The sequence below is a fragment of the Geodermatophilus sp. SYSU D01186 genome (assembly GCF_054050215.1).
In genome coordinates this window covers 94888-115003 of the sequence record NZ_JBJGYW010000005.1, presented here as the reverse complement: position 1 = coordinate 115003, position 20116 = coordinate 94888, and the positions used below count along the sequence as shown (strand labels likewise).

The window sequence follows — 20116 nt, the reverse complement described above, 5'->3', positions numbered from 1 at the left end:
GTCAGCCGCCGGCCTCGCGGAGGAAGCGCTCGCGCTCGTCGCTCGCGTCGGGCGCGGGGTCCGGTGAGGAGTCGACGGTCTCGACGGTGTCCTCGAGCCGCACCGGCTCCGGCAGCCGCCGGTAGCGCTCCCGCTCGTCGGGGTCGGTCATGCGGGCAGGGTGCCCGCGCCCGGTGCCGCCGGGCAAGGGGGCGCGATGACGTGCTCCGAGCCCCGGGTCGACCCTCACCTCGGGGCAGCTCGTGCTCTGCCCACCGTCGTGGGCAGAGCACGAGCTCCCGGCAACGGGGAGCTCGCCCCCGCTCAGTCGGCGGCGGGCACCCAGCGGGCGGGCCGCTTCTCGCGGAAGGCGGCGATCCCCTCCTGGCCCTCCTCGCTCGCGAAGAACCGGGCGGAGAGCTCGAGCAGGTCGTCGAAGGAGCCGCGCAGTCCGCCGCTGCGCAGCAGCCGCTTGGTCTCGGCCAGGGCGGCCGGCGCCCCGGCGGCCAGCGCGGTGACCTGGGCGGCCACCGCGGCGTCCACCTCGTCGTCGGGCACCGCGAGGTCGACCAGCCCGCCGGCGGCCGCGGTCGCGGCGTCGAAGACCTCCCCGGTGAGCATCAGCCGGTGCGCCACGTGCGGCAGCACCCGCGGCAGGACGACGGCGGAGATGACCGCCGGCACGATGCCGAGGCGCACCTCGGAGAAGGCGAACGTGGCCGAGGACCCCGCGACGACCACGTCGCAGGCGGCGAGCAGACCGACGCCGCCGGCCCGCGCCGGTCCGCGCACCACCGCGACGACCGGCTTGGGGGAGTGCCAGAGCGTGGTGAGGATCTCCGGGAACTCCCGCACGCCCTGGTCCTCCGACGCTCCGCCGGCGGCCTCGGAGAGGTCCATGCCCGAGCAGAAGACGCGGCCGGTGTGGTCGAGCACCACCACCCGCACCGCGTCGTCGGCGAGTGCCCCGGCCAGCGCCGACCGCAGCTGGGCCCGCACCGCCCGCGACAGCGCGTTGCGGTTGGCGGGGGAGTCCAGCACGAGGGTGGCGACCCCGCGCGACACCGACACCTGCAGCACCCGGTCCGACGTCACGTGCCGCATCCTGCCGGGCGGTGGCGGCCGCGCGGCACACTGGGAGCAGATGAACACCGTCCTGCCCCTGCCGGCGTCGCCCCCGCGCTCCTGGCACCTGCCCGACAGCGCCCGCGAGGGCCTGGCCACCACGCCGTTCGGGCTCTACGTGCACGTGCCGTTCTGCGCGACCCGGTGCGGCTACTGCGACTTCAACACCTACACCGCCGACGAGCTGGGCCCCGGCGCCAGCCGCGCCGAGTACGCCGGCACCGCGATCGCCGAGCTGCGGCTGGCCGCCGCCACCCTGGGCCCCGACCTGCCGACGGTCTCCACGGTCTTCGTCGGTGGGGGCACGCCCACGCTGCTGGCCGCCGACGACCTCGCCGCCGTCCTGGCCGCCGTCCGGGAGCTCTTCCCGGTGGCCGACGACGTCGAGGTGACCACCGAGGCCAACCCGGAGACCGTGTCGCCGGAGAGCCTGGTCCGCCTGCGGGAGGCCGGCTTCACGCGCGTGAGCCTCGGCATGCAGTCCGCGGCCGAGCACGTGCTCGCCGTCCTCGATCGCCGGCACACCCCCGGCCGGGCCGTGGAGGCGGCGCGCGAGGCCCGGGCCGCCGGCTTCGAGCACGTCAACCTCGACCTCATCTACGGCACGCCGGGCGAGACCGACGCCGACTGGGCCGCCTCGCTCGACGCCGTCCTCGCGGCCCCGGTCGACCACGTCAGCGCCTACGCCCTCATCGTCGAGGAGGGCACCCGGCTGGCCCGCCGGATCAGCCGCGGCGAGCTGCCCATGCCCGACGACGACGTCCTGGCCGACCGCTACGAGCAGGCCGACGCCACCCTCCGCGGCGCCGGGTTCGACTGGTACGAGGTGTCCAACTGGGCCACCGGCGACGCCGCCCGGTGCCGGCACAACGAGCTGTACTGGGCCAATGCCAACTGGTGGGGCGTGGGCCCGGGCGCGCACAGCCACGTCGGCGGGTTGCGCTGGTGGAACGTCAAGCACCCGGCCGCGTACGCCGGGCGGCTGCTGCAGGGCGACAGCCCGGCGCAGGACTCCGAGCTCCTGGACGACGACGACCGGGCGCTGGAGACGATCATGCTCGGCCTGCGGCTGCGGGAGGGGCTGACGCTCACCGCGCTGTCCGACGCCGGCCGGGACCGCGCCGCCGGCGCCGTCGCCCGGGGGCTGCTCGACGCGGCCGCGCACGCCGGTGGCCGCGCCGTCCTCACCGACCGCGGGCGGCTGCTCGCCGACGCCGTCGTCCGGGAGCTGACGGACTAGTTCCGCTTGGTCCCCCTCGCGGGCTATGGTGCCCGTTCCGGCAACGGCGCCGGATCGGTCCAGGGGGTGGTCAGCAGTGGTCACACGCACGTCCCCGCACGCCCTCGGACGCCTCCGATCCGCCGTCCCGCCGATGCAGCTCTCCGGCGGCATGCTGCTGGCCCTGGCGATGAACCGCCGCGCCCGCGGGTTGCGAGGTCTCGACGTCCTCCGCCGCAGCCAGGACAGGGCTCCGCCGCGCTCCTCCTGACTCCGTCCGTGGAGTCGCAACGGCCCGTCCTGACGCGCACCGCACCGGTGACCGCGTCTCCCCGTGTTGCCCGAGGAGTTCCCATGACCAGCACCGCCCCCGCCCCCGTGCCCGCCACCGGCGACCCGCAGTGGGAGCACTTCCGGGTGCGCCTGGAATCGCAGCGCGCCGAGTGCGTCAAGGAGCGCGAGCTCGCGCTGGCCGACACCGTGCAGTCGCTGCCCGACGACGTCGCGGTCTCCCGCGCCGCGAGCCTGCAGCGCACCATCGAGGACATCGACGCCGCCCTCGGTCGCATCGCGGCCGGCACCTACGGCCGGTGCGTGCACTGCGGCACCGCCATCCCCGAGGAGCGGCTGGAGCTGCGGCCCTTCGCCACCGGGTGCGTGGCCTGCTCGCAGCGCCGCTGACGCCGTCCGACCCGCTGTCCTGACGGGCGCGACCCCGGTCTGACATCTGTCAGGCCGGGGTCCCGACGTCCCGCACTACTGCCCGGACGCCGACCCCAGCAGCCTGGTCGGGTGCCTGGAGAGACCGCCCTCGACATCCGCGACCTGACCGTCCGCTACGGCGGCACGGCCGCCGTCTCCGGCCTGGACCTGCAGCTGCGCGCCGGGGAGACCGTCGCGTTGCTCGGGCCCAACGGCGCGGGGAAGTCCACCGTCGTCAACGCCGTCCTGGGGCTGGTGCCCTCGACCGGGACCGTCCGCGTGCTCGGCCGGCCGCCGGCCGCCGCGATCCGGGCCGGCTGCGTCGGCGCGATGCTGCAGCACGGCGGGCTGCCGGGCGAGACCCGCGTCGGCGAGGTGCTCGGACTGGTCCGCAGCAGCTACCCGCGCCCCTGGCCGCTGGCCGACCTCGCGGTCACCGCGGGCATCGACGGACTGCTCGACCGGCCCGTCGAGGCGCTCTCCGGGGGGCAGCGCCAGCGGGTGCTGCTGGCCCTCGCGCTGGCCGGGCAGCCGCCGCTGCTGCTGCTCGACGAGCCCACCTCCGCCATGGACGTCGAAGGCCGCCGCGCCTTCTGGACGACGATGCGCGGGCTGGCAGACCGCGGCACCACCGTCGTCTTCGCCACCCACCACCTCGAGGAGGCCGACGCCGTCGCCGACCGCGTGGTCGTGGTCGCGGGCGGGCGGGTCGTCGCCGACGGCACCGCAGCGGAGGTCAAGGCCGGGATCACCGGCCGCACGGTCACCTTCACCCCACCGGAGGGCGCCCGCCTCGACGGCCTGCCCGGCGTCACCGCCGCGACCCGGCAGGGCGACCGGGTCAGCCTCAGCACCGACGACGCCGAGGCCACCCTGCTGGCCCTGCTGGCCGGCGGCGGGCGGCTGCCGGACCTGGAGGTCCGCGGCGCGAGCCTCGAGGAGGCCGTCCTCTCCCTCACCGGCGCCCAGCCCGCCGCGACCCCGATCGGAGCCGACCGATGAGCACCCTGCTCGCCTTCCAGCTGCGCCGCGTCGGCCGCAACCGGCAGTTCCTCTTCTTCACCGTGCTGCTGCCGGCGCTGTTCACCGTCTTCTTCACGAAGATCTTCGGCGCTCAGGCCGGCAGCGGGGCGGAGTACCAGGCGTACGCCACCACGTCGATGGTCTCGATGATGGCCTACGGAGCCCTGGGCGCCGCGCTCGGCGCGACCATCCGGATCTCCTTCGACCGGGCGTCGGGGTGGCTGCGGCAGCTGCGGGTGACGCCCGTGCCGACGTCGTCGGTCGTCACCGTCGACGTGGTCGTCGGGATGCTGCTGACGCTGCCGAGCCTGCTCGTCGTCGCGCTGGTCGGCGGCCTGGTCAACGGCGTCGAGCTGGCCCCGCTGACCTGGGTCGGGCTGGTGGCCGTGCTCTGGCTGGGCTCCGGGGCGTTCGTCGCGCTGGGCCTGCTGGTCGGCCACGCCCTCGACGAGAAGGCCGCCGGCGGCGCGATCGGCATCCTCGGCGTGGTGCTGGCCGCGCTCGGCGGGCTGTGGGTGCCGGTGCAGGTGTTCCCCGAGTCCCTCCGCGCGCTGGCCTCCACGCTGCCCTCGTACTGGTACGCGCAGCTGGGCCGCGACGTCGTCGCCCTCGGTGCGCCGTCGCCGACCACGGTGCTGGCGGTGGCCGGGTTCACCGCCGGGTTCGCCGTCCTGACCACGACGGTCGCACGGCGTCGTCCGCTGCACGCCGTCGCCGGCTGAGCGGGTTAGCGTCCACGGTCGTGGACCCCCGCACCCCGTGGCAGCGGATGGGCTGGGCGGTGCCCTGGCTGCTGTTCCAGGTGTTCCCGCTCGCCGACCTGTTCACCACCCACCACCCGGTCGGCGTCCGGGTGGTGGCGGTGGCGGGGCTGCTGGCGTTCACCGCCGCCTACCTCGTCGTGTTCAGCCGGACGTTCGGCCGCAGGGACCGCCCCTGGCCGTGGCGGGAGCTGCTCGTCGTCGCCGTCCTCGGGGTGGCCCTGGCGGTCTGGCTGGGGCCGTCCTGGGCGGGGCTGATGATCTACGTGTCGGCGGCCTCGGCCGCGGCGCTGCCCGAGCGGTTCGTGTGGCCGGCGATCGGCGGGGCGGCAGCGGTGTGCGCCTCGGTGCTCGCCGCCCACGACATGCTCGGCGAGCTGTTGATCCTGCCGGTGATCTGCGTGCTCACCGCCTTCGCGCTGCGGGGCACCCGGTACCTGGTCTCGGTCAACGCCGAGCTGGTCGAGGCCCGCGACGAGCTGGCGCGCTCGGCCGTCGCCGAGGAGCGGCTGCGCTTCGCCCGCGACCTGCACGACCTGCTCGGCCACAGCCTGTCGCTGATCGCGCTCAAGAGCGAGCTCGCCGGCCGGCTGGCCGAGCGGGACCCGGCGCGGGCGCGCGCGGAGATGGCCGACGTGGAGACCGCGGCCCGGCGGGCGCTGGCCGAGGTGCGGGAGGCGGTCAGCGGGTACCGCCAGGTCGGCCTGTCCCTCGCCCTCGCCGAGGCCCGGGCCGCGCTGTCGGCCGCGGGCATCACCCTGAGGACGCCGTCCGGGACGCCCCCGCTGCCCGGGCCGGTGGACGCCGTCCTCGGCTGGGTGGTCCGGGAGGCGACCACGAACGCGCTGCGGCACAGCGGCGCGCGCACGGTCACCGTCGACGTCGCCGTCACCGACGGGGAGGTCGCGCTGACGGTCGCCGACGACGGTCGCGGTCCGGCCGGGGAGGTCGCCGGGAGCGGTGCCGGCCTGGCCGGCCTGGAGGAGCGGCTGGCGCAGCTCGGTGGCCGGCTGGAGGCCGGCCCCGTCCCCGCGGGCGGCTTCCGGCTGTGCGCGCGGGTGTCGGCCGCGGCGCGGGTGGGCGCGGCGTGATCCGGGTGCTCGTCGCCGAGGACCAGACGATGGTCCGCGGGGCGTTGCGGGCGCTGCTGGACCTGGAGGAGGACATCGAGGTCGTGGCCGAGGTCGGCCGCGGCGACCTGGTGGTCGACGCCGCCCGCGAGCACCGGCCGGACGTCGCGCTGCTCGACATCGAGATGCCCGGGTGCGACGGCATCGAGGCGGCCCGCGCGCTGGCGGGCGCGGTGCCCGACTGCCGGGCCGTCGTCCTCACCACCTTCGGCCGACCCGGGTTCCTGCGCCGGGCCATGGAGGTCGGCGCCGCCGGGTTCCTCGTCAAGGACGCCCCCGTCGCCGAGCTGGCCCGCGCCATCCGGGCGGTGGTGGCGGGCGAGCGGGTCATCGACCGCGACCTCGCCGCGGCCGCGCTGGCGCTGGGCGCGACGCCGCTGTCGGGCCGGGAGGCCGACGTCCTGCGTGCGGCCGCCGACGGCGCGACGGTCGCCGACATCGCCCGCCGGCTGTTCCTCTCCGAGGGGACGGTCCGCAACTACCTGTCCTCGGCGATCGGCAAGACCGGCGCCCGCACCCGGGTGGAGGCCGCCCGGGTCGCGGAGGAGAAGGGCTGGCTGTAGAAGGACCCCGTCCTCCTCACCCCTCGCAGGCTCGGGGCGAGCCTCTGGACGGGGCCCGAGGGGAGCAGGAGAGGCCGTGTTACTCCCGGGGGCGATCTGGGACCGGCGGCTGGACCTGGATCGCGGCGGTGGTGGGGCCGGCGACCTGTGACGGCATCAGCGCGTCGAGGTCGAGGACGCGCACGTGGATGACGTTGCGCTGCTGCAGCGCCGCCCGCAGCGCCCGGTGCAGGCCGTCCTCGAGGTAGAGCTCGCCCTGCCACTGGACGGCGTGCGGGAACAGGTCGCCGTAGAACGTGGAGTCGTCGGCCAGCAGCGTGTCCAGCGCCAGCTCGCTCTTGGTGGTCACGAGGGTGTCGAGCCGGATCTGCCGCGGCGGGATCATCGCCCAGTCCCGCGTCGACAGACCGTGGTCGGGATAGGGCCGGCCGTTCCGGACCGCTTTGAAGATCAGGGCACCGACCTCCGCTCTGCGCGTGCCGGCGCGGACGCCGGCCCGTCGAGCCTATCGACCCCCGCGTCGCGACCCGGCGGCCCCGTCCGGAGGCTCGCCGCGAGCTTGCGAGCGGTGAGGAGGACGGGGTCCTTGAAGTATGCTGGTCTGGCACTCTGTCCGCGCGAGTGCCAGCCGTCCGAGGGTCAGGTGCCGGCAGCGCCCGAGGTGCCTCCGCGAGGGTGTCGCACGACGCGTCGACCGGTACGGGGAGGTGTCACCGTGGCGCACGACGAACGCCGCCTGCAGGTGCTGCGGGCCATCGTCCAGGACTTCGTCTCGACCAACGACCCGGTGGGCAGCAAGGCGCTCGCCGAGCGGCACGACCTGGGCGTCTCGCCGGCCACCATCCGCAACGACATGGCCGTGCTCGAGGAGCAGGGCTACATCACCCAGCCGCACACCAGCGCCGGCCGGGTGCCCACCGACAAGGGCTACCGGCTGTTCGTCGACCGGCTGTCGGCGGTCAAGCCGCTGTCGATGGCCGAGCGCCGGGCGATCGAGCGCTTCCTCGACGGTGCCCTCGACCTGCACGACGTCCTCAGCCGGACGGTGCGGCTGCTCGCGCAGCTGACCCACCAGGTCGCCGTCGTCCAGTACCCGACGCTGGCGCGCAGCGCGGTGCGGCACCTGGAGGTGGTGCAGGTGGCCGGCTCCCGGCTGCTGCTGGTGCTGATCACCGACACCGGCCGGGTCGAGCAGCGGCTGATCGAGTGCCCGGTCGACGTAGCCCACGACGACGTCGCCGAGCTGCGGGCGCTGCTGAACTCCGCCTTCAGCGGGGCGAAGCTGGCCGACGCCGGCGGCAAGGTGCCCGACCTGCTCGACACCGCGCCGCCGCACCTGCGCCCGCTGGTCGCGTCGGTCAGCGCGGCCCTGGTCGAGACGCTGGTCGAGCCGGGGGAGGACCGCCTGGTGATCGGCGGGACGGCGAACCTGGCACGCGCCGCGGTCGACTTCCCGGGCAGCCTGCGCCCGCTGCTGGAGGCCCTGGAAGAACAGGTGGTCGTCCTGCGGTTGATCAGTGAGGTGGACACCGGCGGCGCGGTGCTCGTGCGCATCGGCGAGGAGAACGCGCACGAGGCCCTCACCGGGGCGTCGGTGGTCTCCGTGGGCTACGGCTCGGCCGACCGCGCGCTCGGCGGCCTGGGCATCGTCGGCCCCACCCGGATGGACTACCCAACGAACATGGCCGCGGTTCGCGCCGTGGCCCGCTACGTCGGCCAGATCCTGGCCGAGAGCTGAGGCTGAGACTTCTCGATGGCAACCGACTACTACGGCGTCCTGGGGCTGACCCGCGGGGCCTCCGACAACGAGATCAAGAAGGCCTACCGCCGGCTGGCCCGTGACCTCCACCCCGACGTCAACCCCGACCCGGGGGCCAAGGAGCGTTTCCAGGAGGTCAGCCGCGCCTACCAGGCGCTGACCGACCCGGAGAAGCGCCGGATCGTCGACCTCGGCGGTGACCCCTTCGACAACGGCGCGGGCGCCGGTGCGGGCAACCCCTTCGGCGGGGCGGGCTTCGGTGGTCTCGGCGACATCATGGACGCCTTCTTCGGTGGCGGCGGGTCGTCGCGGGGCCCGCGCAGCCGGGTGCGCGCCGGGGGCGACGCCCTCATCCGGGTCGAGCTGGACCTCGACGAGACGGTGTTCGGCACCACCCGGGACATCACCGTCGACACCGCCGTCCTCTGTGACTCCTGCACCGGGGCCGGCACCGCGCCCGGCACCCACCCGACCACCTGCACCACCTGCTCGGGCCGCGGCGAGGTGCAGAGCGTGCAGCGCTCCTTCCTCGGCCAGGTCGTCTCCACCCGCACCTGCCCGACCTGCGCCGGCACCGGCCAGGTCATCCCCGAGCCGTGCCCCAAGTGCGGCGGCGACGGGCGGGTCCGCGCCCGGCGCACCATCCCGGTGAAGGTCCCGGCCGGCGTCGAGGACGGCATGCGGATCCGGCTCACCGGCCACGGCGAGGTCGGCCCCGGCGGCGGTCCGGCCGGCGACCTGTACGTGGAGATCGTCGAGCGCCCGCACGCGGTGTTCACCCGCGACGGGGAGGACCTGCACTGCCGGGTCACCCTGCCGATGACCGCCGCGGCCCTGGGCACCACCCTCACGCTGGAGACCCTCGACGGCGAGGAGGAGGTCGACATCCGGCCCGGCACGCAGTCCGGCAGCGTGCTCACCCTCCGCGCCAAGGGTGCCCCGCGGCTGCGGGCCACCGGGCGCGGCAACCTCATGGTGCACGTCGAGGTCGAGACGCCGACCCGCCTGGACGCCGAGCAGGAGAAGCTGCTGCGTGAGCTGGCGGCGCTGCGCGGGGAGGACCGGCCGGCGTCGTCGTCCGAGGGGCAGGGCGGGCTGTTCTCCAAACTGCGGGACGCGCTGAAGTGAGCGAGCTCGCGAGCTCACGAGTGGGCACAGCACGTCCCGGAACGAGATCGACGAGCGCCAGCGAGGAGGTCTCGTGACGGTCGCGACCGACGACCGCGTGCCCGAGCTCGACGGCAGCCCGCTGTTCCTGCTCGACGAGCTGCCCGACGCCGCGGAGGTGCTGGTCGACGGCGCCGAGGGGCGGCACGCCGTCGACGTCCTGCGGTTGACGCCGGGTGAGTCGGTGCGGGTCGGGGACGGCCGCGGCACCGTCGTCGACGGCGAGGTCACCGCCGCCGGGCCCGAGGGCCTGCGGGTGCGGGTGTCGGCGCGGCACGAGGTGCCCCCGCCGGCGCTGCAGCTGGTGCTCGTGCAGGCCCTGCCCAAGGGCGAGCGCGGGACGCTGGCCGTGGAGCTGGCCACCGAGCTCGGCGTCGACCGGATCGTCCCCTGGGCGGCCGCCCGCTGCGTGACCCGCTGGCGGGCTGACCGTGCGGCCAAGGGCGTGGCGAAGTGGCGGGCTGCGGCGCGGGCGGCGAGCAAGCAGTCCCGGCGGCCGCGGGTGCCCGAGGTCACCGACGTCATGACCACCCGGCAGGTGTGCGGCGCCCTGGCCGACGCCGACCTCGCGCTGGTGCTGCACGAGCAGGCCCGGCACCCGCTGTCGCGGGTGGACCTGCCCGCCGAGGGCACGATCGCGGTCATCGTCGGCCCGGAGGGCGGGCTCACCGACGGCGAGGTCGTCGCGCTCAGCGCCGCCGGCGCCCGGCCGGTGCGGCTCGGCCCCGAGGTGCTGCGCACCTCCACCGCGGGCGCGGCCACGCTCGCGGCGCTGTCGGTCCGCACCCGCTGGGCCTGAGCTCCGCGGGGCGCCCCCCGCACCGTGTGGTCGCCCACCGCGCGCTACACCGCGGGGCAGGCGACCACGAGGTGTCCCCGTGGCAGCCGACGGGACGGCGGTCAGCGCAGCGCGTGCCGGGCGCGGTCGCTCACCAGGTCGACCAGGAAGGTCAGGACGACGACCGCGGCCAGCACGGTGGTGACCGCGGCCCAGTCGAACGCGGCCACCTCCGAGGCCAGCAGCGCACCCAGCCCGCCGGCACCCAGCAGGCCGACCAGCACGGTGTCGCGGATGACGACCTCCCACCGGTACAGGGCGTAGGCCAGCACGGGGCCCGCCGCGCCGGGCAGCACCCCGTACAGCCACGCCCCGACCGGCCGCGCACCGAGCGCCCCCAGGGCCGCCCGCGGCCGCGGGTCGAGCTCCTCGGTGGCCTCCGCGGCGAGCCGGCCCAGGACGCCGAGGGTGTGGACGCCCAGCGCCAGCGCGCCCGGCAGCACCCCGGGGAGCAGCACGAACAGCAGCACCAGTGCCCAGACCGGCGGTGGCACGGCCCGCAGGAGCAGCAGCCCGATCCGGACGGCGGCGCCGGCGGCCCACCGCACCGGGGACGGCCGGCGGCGCGGGCGGGCCGCCACCCCCGCCATCAGCACCGCCCCGAGCGTCGCGACGGCGATGGCGATCACCGACATCTGCACCGTGTCCACGGCGAGCGCCGCGACCGTCTGCAGCAGCGCGCCGTCGGTTGCCGGCGGCCAGGCCGCGCCGAGGACGTACGCCAGCTGCTCGCCGGTGCGCGCGGACACCAGCGTCGCCGGCGACACGGCCAGGTACCACCACGACCAGGCGACCAGCAGGAGCGTGCCGGCGACCGCGCCGGTCAGCAGCGGGTCCCGGTGCGGGCCGGGTGCCGGCGCGGCCAGCCGGCGCCGCACCGCCCGCCCGGCGACGTCGGCGGCCAGGCACAGCAGCGACAGGGCGTAGACGCAGGACCACACCTGCTCCCACCGCAGGGACGCGAACGACAGTGTCAGCTGGTAGCCCAGCCCGCCCGCGCCCACCATGCCGAGGACGACGGCGGAGCGGACCCCGCACTCCAGCCGGTAGAAGGAGTACGAGAGCAGCCCGCCCGCGGCCGGCGGCAGCAGCCCGTACAGCGCGGCCGACGCCCGCCCGGCGCCCGCGGCCAGGAGGGCGGACCAGCCGCCGCGGGGCACCTCGTCGACCAGGTCGGCGAAGACCTTGGCGGTGACCGCGCCGTAGGGGATGCCGATCGCGAGGATGCCGACCCACGGGTCCAGGCCCAGCACGTTGACCAGGAGCAGGCCCCACACCGCCTCGTGCAGGCCGCGGGGCACGGCGAGGACGCCGCGGGACAGCGCCCAGCCCAGCCGGCGCCGTCCCCAGGTGGTGCGGGAGACGAGCACCGCACCGGCCGCGCCGAGGACCAGCGCGAGCGCGGTGCCCAGCGCGGCGTAGGCGACGGTGATCAGCGCCGACGTGGCCAGGACGGCGAGGAACTCCGCGTCCAGGGCTGGGGAGAGGGCGGCCGCGGCGAACCGGCCGAACTGCGCCACGCCGCCGGGGTTGACCACCTCCCCGGTGAACAGCCCCGCGCCGGCCAGCGACCACAGCAGCACCGCGGCCGAGCCGAGCGCCCAGGCCCAGCGCCGGCGGTCCCGCCGCAACCGGGGGACGGCGGGCCGCACCGGACGGTCGAGCAGGGTCGTCATGCCGGCGCGCCGTACAGGCCGGCGAGGTCGGCGGGGGCAAGCGCCGCCGTGGGCCGGTCGAGGACCACCCGCCCGCCGGCCAGGCCCACCACCCGGTCGCAGTGCCGCAGCACCAGCCCCGGGTCGTGCAGGGAGGCGACCAGCGCGCCGCCGCGGGCCCGGGCCAGCTCGCCGAGGAGCGCCAGTGCCTGGTCGGCCAGCACCGGGTCGAGGGCGGACGCCGGCTCGTCGGCGAGGACGATGTCGGGCTGCTGCACGAGCAGCCGGGCGATCGCCACCCGCTGCCGCTGCCCGCCGGAGAGCCGGTCGGTGCGCTCGAAGAGGCGGTCGGCCAGGCCCACCCGCTCCAGCGCGGCCACGACGTCGGCGACGCCCTGCGGCCGCAGCAGCGACCACGCCGCCCGGGCCGCCGACCAGTGGCCCAGCCGCCCGGCGTTGACGTTGTGCACCACCCGCAGCGACCCGACCAGCTCCAGGTGCTGGTGCACGGTGCCGATCCGGGCACGCAGCCGCCGGCCGGAGGGCGCGGCGGGGTCGGCGTCCAGCACGCGGACCTCGCCGGCCGTCGGCGTCACCGACCCGTTGGCCAGCCCCAGCAGCGTCGACTTCCCCGCGCCGGAGGCGCCGACGAGGGCGACCCGCTCGCCGGGGCCGACCGTGAGGTCGACCCCGGCCAGCGCCGTCGTCCCGCCGTACCGCACCTCGACGCCGGAGAGCCGCAGGACGGCGGTCAGCTGACCAGCCCCAGGTCGCGGCCGATCTCCTCGATCTGGTCGTAGTTCGCGGCCTCGGTCGGGAGGAAGGATCCCGCGCCGAACAGCTCCAGCACCTCGGCGTCGGCCGGGTCGGCGGCCGACAGGCCGGTGAAGTAACCGGTCAGCCGGTCGCGGAGGTCGTCGGCGCCGAGCCGCTCGGCGACCCGCGGGCCGAGCAGCCAGTGGTAGTCGTGGTACGGCGCCGTCTCGGTGTACAGGACGACGGCCGGGTCGACGGCGCCCTCCTGCGACCGCGACGCCCAGACCTGCTCGTTGAGCACGCCGGCCTGGTAGCTGCCCGAGGCGACCAGCTCGAGGGTGGCGTCGTGCGAGCCGGAGAAGCCGGGCCCGCCCGGGAAGCCCTGCGGGTCGACGCCGGCCTCGCGGAGGAAGTACGCCGGCATGAGCCGCCCGGAGGTCGAGGTCTCGCTGCCGTAGGTGAACCGCAGCGGCGCCAGGGCGGGGAGGTCGTCCGACGGGACCAGCCCGGTGCCGGCGTTGACGACGAACACCGAGGTGAAGCGCTCGTCGATGTCGCGCTGGGCGACCGGCTCGGCGCCGGGGGTCTGCAGCCGGGCCTGGACGCCGGTGAGCCCGCCGAACCAGACCAGGTCGAGGTCGCCGGTGCGGAAGAGGGAGACCGCCGCGCCGTAGTCGGTGACCGGGCGGTACTCCACGTCGAGGTCCAGCGCGGCCGACACGGAGTCGGCGACGGTGGCGTACAGGCGCTGGAGGACCTCGGGGTCCTGGTCGGGGATGGCGCCGATGCGCAGGGGGCCAGCCGGGTCCGTGGTGGACGCCGCGACCGGCGAGGAGCGGCCGCAGCCGGGGATCGCGGCGGCGAGGGCGACGCCGGCGCCGGCCAGCAGGGAGCGGCGGGAGAGCGGGGGGAGGAGGGACTGGGACTCGAGGACACCCGACCGGGCGACGCGACGGGCGCCCACTACGTCCTCGAGCAGGGGTGGGGGACGGGCACGGGACACCTCCAGGTGGGGACGGGGACGCGGTCATCCTCACCCACCCGGCCGGTGCCCCGCCGCCTAAGGTCCGGGAGGTGGAATGCCTCTTCTGCCGCATGGTCACCGGCGAGGTCCCGGCCACGGTCGTGCACGAGACCGACCGGACGCTCGCCTTCCGTGACATCAACCCGCAGGCGCCGACGCACGTGCTCGTGATCCCCAAGGACCACCACCCGACCGCGGCGGCGCTGGCCGCGGCCGATCCCGGCCTGCTGGCCGCGGTCGTCGGGGCCGCGCACGCGGTGGCGGTGCAGGAGGGGCTGGCCACCGAGTACGACGTCGAGCCCGGCTACCGGGTGGTCACCAACACCGGCCCGGCGGCCGGGCAGACGGTGCACCACGTGCACCTGCACGTGCTGGGCGGCCGGCACATGAACTGGCCGCCCGGCTGACGAGCCGCCGGGCCGCGCCGTCCCCCTGAGTGGCCGCGCCGGTCCGGCGGCGACAGGGTGGCGCCATGACCGAGCCCGTGCGCATCGAGCGGGACGGCGACGTCGCGGTCGTCGTCCTGGACAACCCGCCGCTGAACCTCTTCGACGCCCCGGTCTTCGACGCGGTCGAGCGGGTCGCCGGCGAGCTGGCCACCCTCACCGACCCGGGCGACCCCGGCCGGGCCCGCGCGGTGCTCGTCGAGGCCCGCGGCAAGGTCGTCTCCGGCGGCGTCGACGTGACCTTCTTCCGCGACATCGCCGAGGGGCCGGAGCCCACCGAGCGGGGCGCCGAGCTCTGGCGCCGCCTCCTGCGGGTGGCCCAGGCGTTCGAGGACCTCCCGGTGCCGACGGTGTTCGCCGCGCACGGGCTCACCCTCACCGCCGCCTTCGAGCTGGCGCTGGCCTGCGACGTGCTCCTCGCCGCGGAGCGCGCGTCGTTCGGGCTGGTCGAGATCGTCGTCGGGCTGACCCCGTCGATGGGCGGGCCGCAGCGGCTGGCCGAGCGCGCCGGGCCGGCCCGCGCCAAGGAGCTGGTCTTCACCGGCGAGCGCCACCCGGCCGCGGTGCTCGAACGGTGGGGCGTGGTCAACCGCGTGCTCCCCGACGACGGGTTCGCCGAGGCCGCCCGCGCGTACGCCCGGCTGGTCGCCTCGGGCCCGACGGTCGCGCACGCGGCCACCAAGACGCTGGTGGCCACCGCCGTCCGGCAGGGCGCGCGCGCCGCCGACGACCTGGTCCCCGAGGTCTCCGGGCCGCTGTTCGGCACCGAGGACCTGCGCGGTGCGGTGCGCTCCTTCCTCGCCGACGGACCGGGGAAGGCCACCTACTCGGGCCGGTGACCTGCGCCTCGGACGGCGGTTCGGGGGGTGCCGCGCGGGTAGACTCGACGCGTCCGCACCCCCTCCCGCAGGAAGGCAGGGTCGAGGGTTCTTGCCCGACTCCTCCCCGAACGTCCCCGTGCCCGGCGCCCTCACGTCCCGTGAGGCCTCGGCACAGGCCGCAGCGGCGGACGGCCATCTCGGTACGCCCGCCCAGTCCGCCACCGGCCTCGCGGGCGTCCCCGCGGCGGTGCGGACGACGATCACCGTCCCCGACTCCGTTCCCATGGTCGCCCTGCTGGGGTCCGCCGACGAGCTGCTCCGGCTGGTCGAGGACGAGGTCGACACCGACGTCCACGTGCGCGGCAACGAGATCGCCGTGACCGGCCAGCCGGCCGACAACGCCTTCGCCGTAGCCGTCTTCGACGAGCTGATCGCGCTGCTCGGCACCGGTCAGACGCTGCGGCCGGACTCGGTGCGCCGGGTCATCGGCATGCTGCGCGCCGGTGGCGCCGAGCGCCCGGCCGACGTGCTCAGCCTGGACATCATCAGCCGCCGCGGGCGCACGATCCGGCCCAAGACGCTGAACCAGAAGCGCTACGTGGACGCGATCGACGCGCACACCGTCGTCTTCGGCATCGGCCCGGCCGGCACCGGCAAGACCTACCTGGCCATGGCCAAGGCCGTGCAGGCGCTGCAGACCAAACAGGTCAACCGGATCATCCTCACCCGACCCGCGGTCGAGGCCGGGGAGCGGCTGGGCTACCTGCCCGGCACCCTGTCGGAGAAGATCGACCCCTACCTGCGGCCGCTCTACGACGCGCTGCACGACATGGTCGACCCGGAGTCGATCCCGCGGCTGATGCAGTCGGGCACGATCGAGGTCGCCCCGCTGGCCTACATGCGCGGGCGCACGCTCAACGACGCGTTCGTCATCCTCGACGAGGCGCAGAACACCACCGCCGAGCAGATGAAGATGTTCCTCACCCGGCTCGGCTTCGGTTCCAAGATCGTCGTCACCGGCGACGTCACCCAGGTGGACCTGCCCGGCGGCGCGCAGAGCGGACTGAAGATCGTCCGCGAGATCCTCGACGGCATCGAGGACGTCCACTTCGCCAACCTCACCAGCTCCGACGTCGTCCGCCACCGCCTGGTCGGCGACATCGTCGACGCCTACGAGCGCTGGGACGCCGCCCACCAGCAGAGCCGCCCGGCCACCGGCCAGGCGCCGGTGCGCCCCACGCGGCCGCGCCGCCAGGGGAGCTGATCGCCGTGCCCGTCGAGGTCGCCAACGAGTCCGAGATCGCCGTCGACGAGTCCTCGCTCGCCGCGGTCTGCACCTACGTGCTCGCCGAGATGGGGGTCAACCCCATGGCCGAGCTGTCGGTGCTGTGCGTCGACCCGGACTACATGAGCACGCTGCACGAGCGCTGGATGGGGGAGAAGGGCCCGACCGACGTCCTCGCCTTCCCCATGGACGAGCTGGACACCGGCCGTCCCGACGAGCCCGAACCGGGCCCGGCGCTGCTCGGCGACGTGGTGCTGTGCCCGTCGGTCGCCATCCGCCAGGCCCGCGCGGCCGGGCACACGATGGACGACGAGCTCCTCCTGCTCGCCACGCACGGCGTGCTGCACCTGCTCGGCTACGACCACATGGAGCCCGAGGAGGAGAAGGAGATGTTCGGCCTGCAGTCCTCCCTGCTCGAGGGCTGGCGTTCGGCCCCGCGGGCGCCGATGACCGGTGAGGCCGTCGACGGGGGGCCGGGCCCCCGATGAGCTCCGGCGAGATCACCCTCCTGGTGATCGCCGTCTGCCTCATCCCGCTCGCCGGCGTCTTCGGCGCGATGGACGCCGCCCTCCAGCGCGTGTCCCGCGCCCGCGTCGAGGAGATGCGGCGCGACGGGGTCAAGCGGGCGGCGGTCCTCGAGGACGTCGTCACCGAGCGGGCGCGGCACGTCTCCCTGCTCCTGCTGCTGCGGATCGCCTGCGAGATGGTCGCCGCCGTCGTGGGCACCGTCGTGCTGTACCGGATGTGGGGCGGCGGCTGGCAGACGGTGCTCACCGCGGCCGGCGTCATGACCGTCGTCAGCTACGTGCTGGTCGGTGTCGGCCCGCGCACGCTGGGACGCCAGCACGCGTACGGCTTCGCGCTGCGCACCGCCGGCGTCGTCCGGCTGCTCGGGCGGCTGCTGGGACCGGTCGCGACGCTGCTGATCCTCGTCGGCAACATGATCACGCCCGGCCGCGGCTACCGCGACGGGCCGTTCTCCTCCGAGGTCGAGCTGCGCGAGCTGGTCGACATGGCCGAGGAACGGGGCGTCGTCGAGTCCGGCGAGCGGAACATGATCCACTCGGTCTTCGAACTGGGCGACACGATCGCCCGCGAGGTCATGGTGCCGCGCACCGACGTCGTCTGGATCGAGCGCAGCAAGACCGTCCGCCAGGCCCTCGCGCTGGCCCTGCGCAGCGGGTTCAGCCGGCTGCCGGTCATCGGCGAGAACGTCGACGACGTGGTCGGCGTGGTCTACCTCAAGGACCTCGTCCGCCGGGCCCAGGGCGTGCACGACCCGAAGAACGGCCCGCGCGTCGAGGAGCTCATGCGCCCGCCGACGTTCGTGCCGGAGTCCAAGCCGGTCGACGAGCTGCTCCGGGACATGCAGGCCCAGCGCATCCACATCGCGATCGTGGTCGACGAGTACGGCGGCTTCGCCGGGCTGGTCACCATCGAGGACATCCTCGAGGAGATCGTCGGCGAGATCGCCGACGAGCACGACGCCGTGCAGCGGCCGCCGGTCGAGCACCTGGACGACGGCTCGGTCCGGATCACCGCCCGGCTGCCGGTCGGCGACCTCGCCGAGCTGTTCGACGTCGAGCTGCCCGAGGACGACGACGTCGAGACCGTCGGCGGGCTGCTCGCCCGGGAGCTGGGCCTGGTGCCGATCGAGGGGTCGGCCGCGGAGGTCGCCGGGCTGCGGCTGGTCGCCGAGAGCACCGGGGGCCGCCGGAACCGGATCGACACCCTGCTGGTCTGCCGCGCGACCGAGCCCGACACCGGGGACACCCCGGAGGCGGGGGCCACCCGGGCGGACGTGCCGGCGGCCGTGGAAAGCTGACCCGTCGTGACCGACCTGCAGCCCGAGGACGCCAAGCTCGTCACCCTCGCCCGCTCGGCCCGCGGCCGCACCGGCGCGCCCGAGGGAGCGGCCGTGCGTGACACCGACGGCCGCACCTACGTGGCCGCCTCGGTCGCGCTGCCGTCGCTGGCGCTGTCGGCGCTGCAGGCCGCCGTCGCCGCCGCGGTGTCCAGCGGGGTCGAGGGGCTCGAGGCCGCCGCGATCGTGTCCCGCGCCGACGCGGTCGAGGAGGCGGGGCTGGCCGCGGTGCGCGACCTCACGCCGTCCGCGCCGGTGTTCCTGGCCGGCCCCGACGGCGCCGTCCGCGCCACCGCCTGAGAAAGGACCCCGTCCTCCCCACCCTTCGCAGGCTCAGGGCGGGACCCCGGACGGGGCCGGGGGTCGCCGGACGAGCGGGTCCGTCCGCACGGACACACCCGCCCCGGTCACCGCAGCGGCACCCCGAGGGCGTCGGCGAACGCCGCGGGGTCGCGGACCCACACGGTGAACGCCTTCTCGCCGTCGGTCGCCAGGTGCCGGACGGCGACCCGCGTCCGCCCGGGCCACCAGCCGCCCCGCGAGCGCGCCTTGGGCCAGCCCGCGGGCGGGGCGCCGCGGCGGACCTCCCGCACCAGGCTGCGGGGCACCACGTGCAGGGACGACGTCCGCCGCAGCCCGGCGATGTCGAAGGAGAGCCCGGAGTCCGAGACCGTCAGCCGGGCCGTGGACAGCACGACCACCGCGAGGCCCAGCAGCAGCGCCAGCGGCAGCTCGCCGAGCACCGCCGACGTCCCGCCGGTCCAGGCGAACAGGGCCAGCCAGGCGGCGACGAACAGCGCCGCGGTGACCAGCAGCCAGGGCCGGGGCGGGTCGTACTGCCAGTAGTGCAGCGGCGCCGGGGTGACCGTGGCCGACCGCCGGGGACCGCGGGCGGGGAAGAAGCCGTACGCCGCGACCTGGACCGCGTGCCGCTCCTGCTCCCGCAGCGCCCGCACCGCCAGGGTCTCGTCCTGCTCCCGCCGCCTCCGACCAGCCATGCCCCGATCCTCCCTGGCCGGTCCCGGCGGGTGTCCGGCGGAGGTGTGCGGGGGTGTCGGGCCCCGGTGGGAGACTGGACGGCGTGAGCGCACCGGACCAGCCGTACCGCAGCGGCTTCGCCTGTCTGGTGGGCCGCCCCAACGCCGGCAAGACCACGCTCACCAACGCGCTGGTCGGCGAGAAGGTCGGCATCGTCAGCAACCGCCCCCAGACCACCCGGCACGCGATCCGCGGCGTCGTCCACCGCCCGGGTGGGCAGCTGGTGCTGGTCGACACCCCCGGCCTGCACAAGCCCAAGAGCCTGCTCGGCCGCCGGCTCAACGACGTCGTCCGCGACACCCTGTCCGAGGTCGACGTCGTCGTGTTCTGCGTGCCGGCCGACCAGCCCGTCGGCACCGGCGACCGGTTCATCGCCCGCCAGCTGCGCGAGGTGAAGGCGCCGTTCGTCGTGGTGGTCACCAAGACCGACGCGGCGAGCAAGAAGCAGATCGCCGAGCAGCTCGTGGCCGCCAGCGCGCTGGTCGAGGCCGCCGAGGTCGTGCCGGTGAGCGCGGTGGCCGGCGACCAGGTCGAGCTGCTGGAGGACCTCCTGGTCGGGCTGCTGCCCGAGGGGCCGCCGCTGTACCCGGAGGAGCAGACCACCGACGAGGACGTCGAGCGGCAGGTCGCCGAGCTGGTGCGCGAGGCCGCGCTGGAGAAGGTGCGCCAGGAGGTGCCGCACTCCCTCGCCGTCACCGTGGAGGAGATGACCCGCCGTCCGGACCCCCGGCGGCCCGGCGGCGAGCTGGTCGAGGTGCACGCGCTGCTGCACTGCGAGCGCCCGAGCCAGAAGCCGATGCTGCTCGGCCGCGGCGGGGAGATCATCAAGGCGATCGGCACCGAGGCCCGCCAGGGCATGGAGACGCTGCTCGGCGCGCGGGTGCACCTGGACCTGCACGTCACGGTGCTGGGCGAGTGGCAGGACGACCCCAAGAAGCTCAACCGGCTCGGGTACTGACCG

The 20116-nt window shown here is 75.7% G+C and carries 23 protein-coding genes; 16 read left to right on the top strand and 7 right to left on the bottom strand.

Annotated elements, in window-relative coordinates; all coding sequences use genetic code 11:
- Position 1 precedes the first annotated feature (1 nt).
- Complete coding sequence (locus ACI784_RS05745) at positions 2-151, bottom strand: hypothetical protein (protein ID WP_456922608.1); 150 nt, start codon at positions 149-151, stop codon at positions 2-4.
- A 152-nt stretch (positions 152-303) separates the two neighbouring features.
- Entirely contained in the window at positions 304-1083 is a 780-nt protein-coding gene (locus tag ACI784_RS05740; RefSeq protein ID WP_457012778.1) for an enoyl-CoA hydratase-related protein, read from the bottom strand.
- 40 nt (positions 1084-1123) lie between these two features.
- On the opposite strand from ACI784_RS05740, the gene hemW reads away from it, so the two are divergent.
- The 6 genes from hemW to ACI784_RS05710 all read left to right on the top strand — a co-directional run bounded on the left by hemW (position 1124) and on the right by ACI784_RS05710 (position 6502).
- Positions 1124-2344 carry a radical SAM family heme chaperone HemW gene (gene hemW / locus ACI784_RS05735; RefSeq protein WP_457012777.1) on the top strand — a complete coding sequence of 407 codons (1221 nt, stop codon included), beginning with the start codon at positions 1124-1126 and terminating at the stop codon, positions 2342-2344.
- 333 nt (positions 2345-2677) lie between these two features.
- Positions 2678-3004, top strand: coding sequence for a TraR/DksA family transcriptional regulator (locus ACI784_RS05730; RefSeq protein ID WP_457012776.1), 327 nt, complete (start codon positions 2678-2680; stop codon positions 3002-3004).
- A 111-nt stretch (positions 3005-3115) separates the two neighbouring features.
- Positions 3116-4027 carry an ABC transporter ATP-binding protein gene (locus tag ACI784_RS05725; RefSeq protein ID WP_457012775.1) on the top strand — a complete coding sequence of 304 codons (912 nt, stop codon included), beginning with the start codon at positions 3116-3118 and terminating at the stop codon, positions 4025-4027.
- Positions 4024-4770 (top strand): ABC transporter permease, encoded by a 747-nt coding sequence (locus tag ACI784_RS05720; RefSeq protein WP_457012774.1) that lies wholly within the window; start codon positions 4024-4026, stop codon positions 4768-4770. The genes ACI784_RS05725 and ACI784_RS05720 overlap by 4 nt, the downstream gene beginning before the upstream one ends.
- Positions 4771-4790: 20 nt before the next feature.
- A complete protein-coding gene (locus ACI784_RS05715) occupies positions 4791-5900 on the top strand; it encodes a sensor histidine kinase (protein WP_457012773.1) in 1110 nt (369 codons plus the stop codon).
- Positions 5897-6502: a response regulator gene (locus ACI784_RS05710; protein ID WP_457012772.1), complete on the top strand. Its 606-nt coding sequence runs from the start codon at positions 5897-5899 to the stop codon at positions 6500-6502. The genes ACI784_RS05715 and ACI784_RS05710 overlap by 4 nt, the downstream gene beginning before the upstream one ends.
- 79 nt (positions 6503-6581) lie before the next feature.
- Here ACI784_RS05710 and ACI784_RS05705 read toward each other — a convergent pair whose 3' ends face one another.
- Positions 6582-6953, bottom strand: a complete 372-nt coding sequence (locus ACI784_RS05705; RefSeq protein WP_457012838.1) for a type II toxin-antitoxin system VapB family antitoxin — start codon at positions 6951-6953, stop codon at positions 6582-6584.
- Between the two features lie 264 nt (positions 6954-7217).
- On the opposite strand from ACI784_RS05705, the gene hrcA reads away from it, so the two are divergent.
- The 3 genes from hrcA (at position 7218) to ACI784_RS05690 (ending at position 10227) form a co-directional block, all read left to right on the top strand.
- Positions 7218-8240, top strand: a complete 1023-nt coding sequence (gene hrcA, locus ACI784_RS05700; protein ID WP_457012771.1) for a heat-inducible transcriptional repressor HrcA — start codon at positions 7218-7220, stop codon at positions 8238-8240.
- 15 nt (positions 8241-8255) lie between these two features.
- Complete coding sequence (dnaJ, locus tag ACI784_RS05695) at positions 8256-9389, top strand: molecular chaperone DnaJ (RefSeq protein ID WP_456922599.1); 1134 nt, start codon at positions 8256-8258, stop codon at positions 9387-9389.
- 73 nt (positions 9390-9462) lie between these two features.
- Positions 9463-10227: a 16S rRNA (uracil(1498)-N(3))-methyltransferase gene (locus ACI784_RS05690; RefSeq protein ID WP_457012770.1), complete on the top strand. Its 765-nt coding sequence runs from the start codon at positions 9463-9465 to the stop codon at positions 10225-10227.
- A gap of 101 nt (positions 10228-10328) precedes the next feature.
- Here the strand turns inward: ACI784_RS05690 and ACI784_RS05685 are convergent, their stop codons facing one another.
- Genes ACI784_RS05685 through ACI784_RS05675 form a run of 3 tightly spaced genes read right to left on the bottom strand, consistent with a single transcriptional unit; the run spans position 10329 to position 13641 of the window.
- The gene (locus tag ACI784_RS05685; RefSeq protein WP_457012769.1) at positions 10329-11942 is read right to left on the bottom strand and encodes a PhnE/PtxC family ABC transporter permease; all 1614 of its coding nucleotides are present in this window, start codon (positions 11940-11942) and stop codon (positions 10329-10331) included.
- Positions 11939-12643 carry a phosphonate ABC transporter ATP-binding protein gene (locus tag ACI784_RS05680; protein WP_457012768.1) on the bottom strand — a complete coding sequence of 235 codons (705 nt, stop codon included), beginning with the start codon at positions 12641-12643 and terminating at the stop codon, positions 11939-11941. The genes ACI784_RS05685 and ACI784_RS05680 overlap by 4 nt, the downstream gene beginning before the upstream one ends.
- A 29-nt stretch (positions 12644-12672) precedes the next feature.
- Complete coding sequence (locus tag ACI784_RS05675) at positions 12673-13641, bottom strand: putative selenate ABC transporter substrate-binding protein (protein WP_457012767.1); 969 nt, start codon at positions 13639-13641, stop codon at positions 12673-12675.
- Between the two features lie 110 nt (positions 13642-13751).
- Between ACI784_RS05675 and ACI784_RS05670 the strand changes: the two genes are divergently transcribed.
- The 6 genes from ACI784_RS05670 to ACI784_RS05645 all read left to right on the top strand — a co-directional run bounded on the left by ACI784_RS05670 (position 13752) and on the right by ACI784_RS05645 (position 18417).
- The gene (locus ACI784_RS05670) at positions 13752-14108 is read left to right on the top strand and encodes an HIT domain-containing protein (protein WP_456922594.1); all 357 of its coding nucleotides are present in this window, start codon (positions 13752-13754) and stop codon (positions 14106-14108) included.
- Between the two features lie 65 nt (positions 14109-14173).
- Positions 14174-14986 carry an enoyl-CoA hydratase/isomerase family protein gene (locus ACI784_RS05665; protein WP_457012766.1) on the top strand — a complete coding sequence of 271 codons (813 nt, stop codon included), beginning with the start codon at positions 14174-14176 and terminating at the stop codon, positions 14984-14986.
- 91 nt (positions 14987-15077) lie between these two features.
- Positions 15078-16232, top strand: a complete 1155-nt coding sequence (locus tag ACI784_RS05660; protein WP_456922592.1) for a PhoH family protein — start codon at positions 15078-15080, stop codon at positions 16230-16232.
- A gap of 5 nt (positions 16233-16237) precedes the next feature.
- The gene (gene ybeY, locus ACI784_RS05655) at positions 16238-16741 is read left to right on the top strand and encodes an rRNA maturation RNase YbeY (protein WP_457012765.1); all 504 of its coding nucleotides are present in this window, start codon (positions 16238-16240) and stop codon (positions 16739-16741) included.
- On the top strand, positions 16738-18078 hold the full coding sequence (locus tag ACI784_RS05650; RefSeq protein WP_456922590.1) for a hemolysin family protein: 1341 nt from the start codon (positions 16738-16740) through the stop codon (positions 18076-18078). The genes ybeY and ACI784_RS05650 overlap by 4 nt, the downstream gene beginning before the upstream one ends.
- Before the next feature lie 6 nt (positions 18079-18084).
- Positions 18085-18417 (top strand): cytidine deaminase, encoded by a 333-nt coding sequence (locus ACI784_RS05645; RefSeq protein WP_457012764.1) that lies wholly within the window; start codon positions 18085-18087, stop codon positions 18415-18417.
- Positions 18418-18524: 107 nt separating this feature from the next.
- Here the strand turns inward: ACI784_RS05645 and ACI784_RS05640 are convergent, their stop codons facing one another.
- The gene (locus ACI784_RS05640; RefSeq protein WP_456922588.1) at positions 18525-19115 is read right to left on the bottom strand and encodes a hypothetical protein; all 591 of its coding nucleotides are present in this window, start codon (positions 19113-19115) and stop codon (positions 18525-18527) included.
- Between the two features lie 83 nt (positions 19116-19198).
- On the opposite strand from ACI784_RS05640, the gene era reads away from it, so the two are divergent.
- Positions 19199-20113 carry a GTPase Era gene (era, locus tag ACI784_RS05635; protein ID WP_457012763.1) on the top strand — a complete coding sequence of 305 codons (915 nt, stop codon included), beginning with the start codon at positions 19199-19201 and terminating at the stop codon, positions 20111-20113.
- Positions 20114-20116 lie beyond the last annotated feature (3 nt).

Bases quoted from the DNA above. Each gene is read 5' to 3' on its own strand.
- ACI784_RS05745 (WP_456922608.1), bottom strand. From the start codon at position 151: ATGACCGACCCCGACGAGCGGGAGCGCTACCGGCGGCTGCCGGAGCCG.
- ACI784_RS05740 (WP_457012778.1), bottom strand. From the start codon at position 1,083: ATGCGGCACGTGACGTCGGACCGGGTGCTGCAGGTGTCGGTGTCGCGC.
- hemW (WP_457012777.1), top strand. From the start codon at position 1,124: ATGAACACCGTCCTGCCCCTGCCGGCGTCGCCCCCGCGCTCCTGGCAC.
- ACI784_RS05730 (WP_457012776.1), top strand. From the start codon at position 2,678: ATGACCAGCACCGCCCCCGCCCCCGTGCCCGCCACCGGCGACCCGCAG.
- ACI784_RS05720 (WP_457012774.1), top strand. From the start codon at position 4,024: ATGAGCACCCTGCTCGCCTTCCAGCTGCGCCGCGTCGGCCGCAACCGG.
- dnaJ (WP_456922599.1), top strand. From the start codon at position 8,256: ATGGCAACCGACTACTACGGCGTCCTGGGGCTGACCCGCGGGGCCTCC.
- ACI784_RS05685 (WP_457012769.1), bottom strand. From the start codon at position 11,942: ATGACGACCCTGCTCGACCGTCCGGTGCGGCCCGCCGTCCCCCGGTTG.
- ACI784_RS05665 (WP_457012766.1), top strand. From the start codon at position 14,174: ATGACCGAGCCCGTGCGCATCGAGCGGGACGGCGACGTCGCGGTCGTC.
- ACI784_RS05650 (WP_456922590.1), top strand. From the start codon at position 16,738: ATGAGCTCCGGCGAGATCACCCTCCTGGTGATCGCCGTCTGCCTCATC.
- ACI784_RS05640 (WP_456922588.1), bottom strand. From the start codon at position 19,115: ATGGCTGGTCGGAGGCGGCGGGAGCAGGACGAGACCCTGGCGGTGCGG.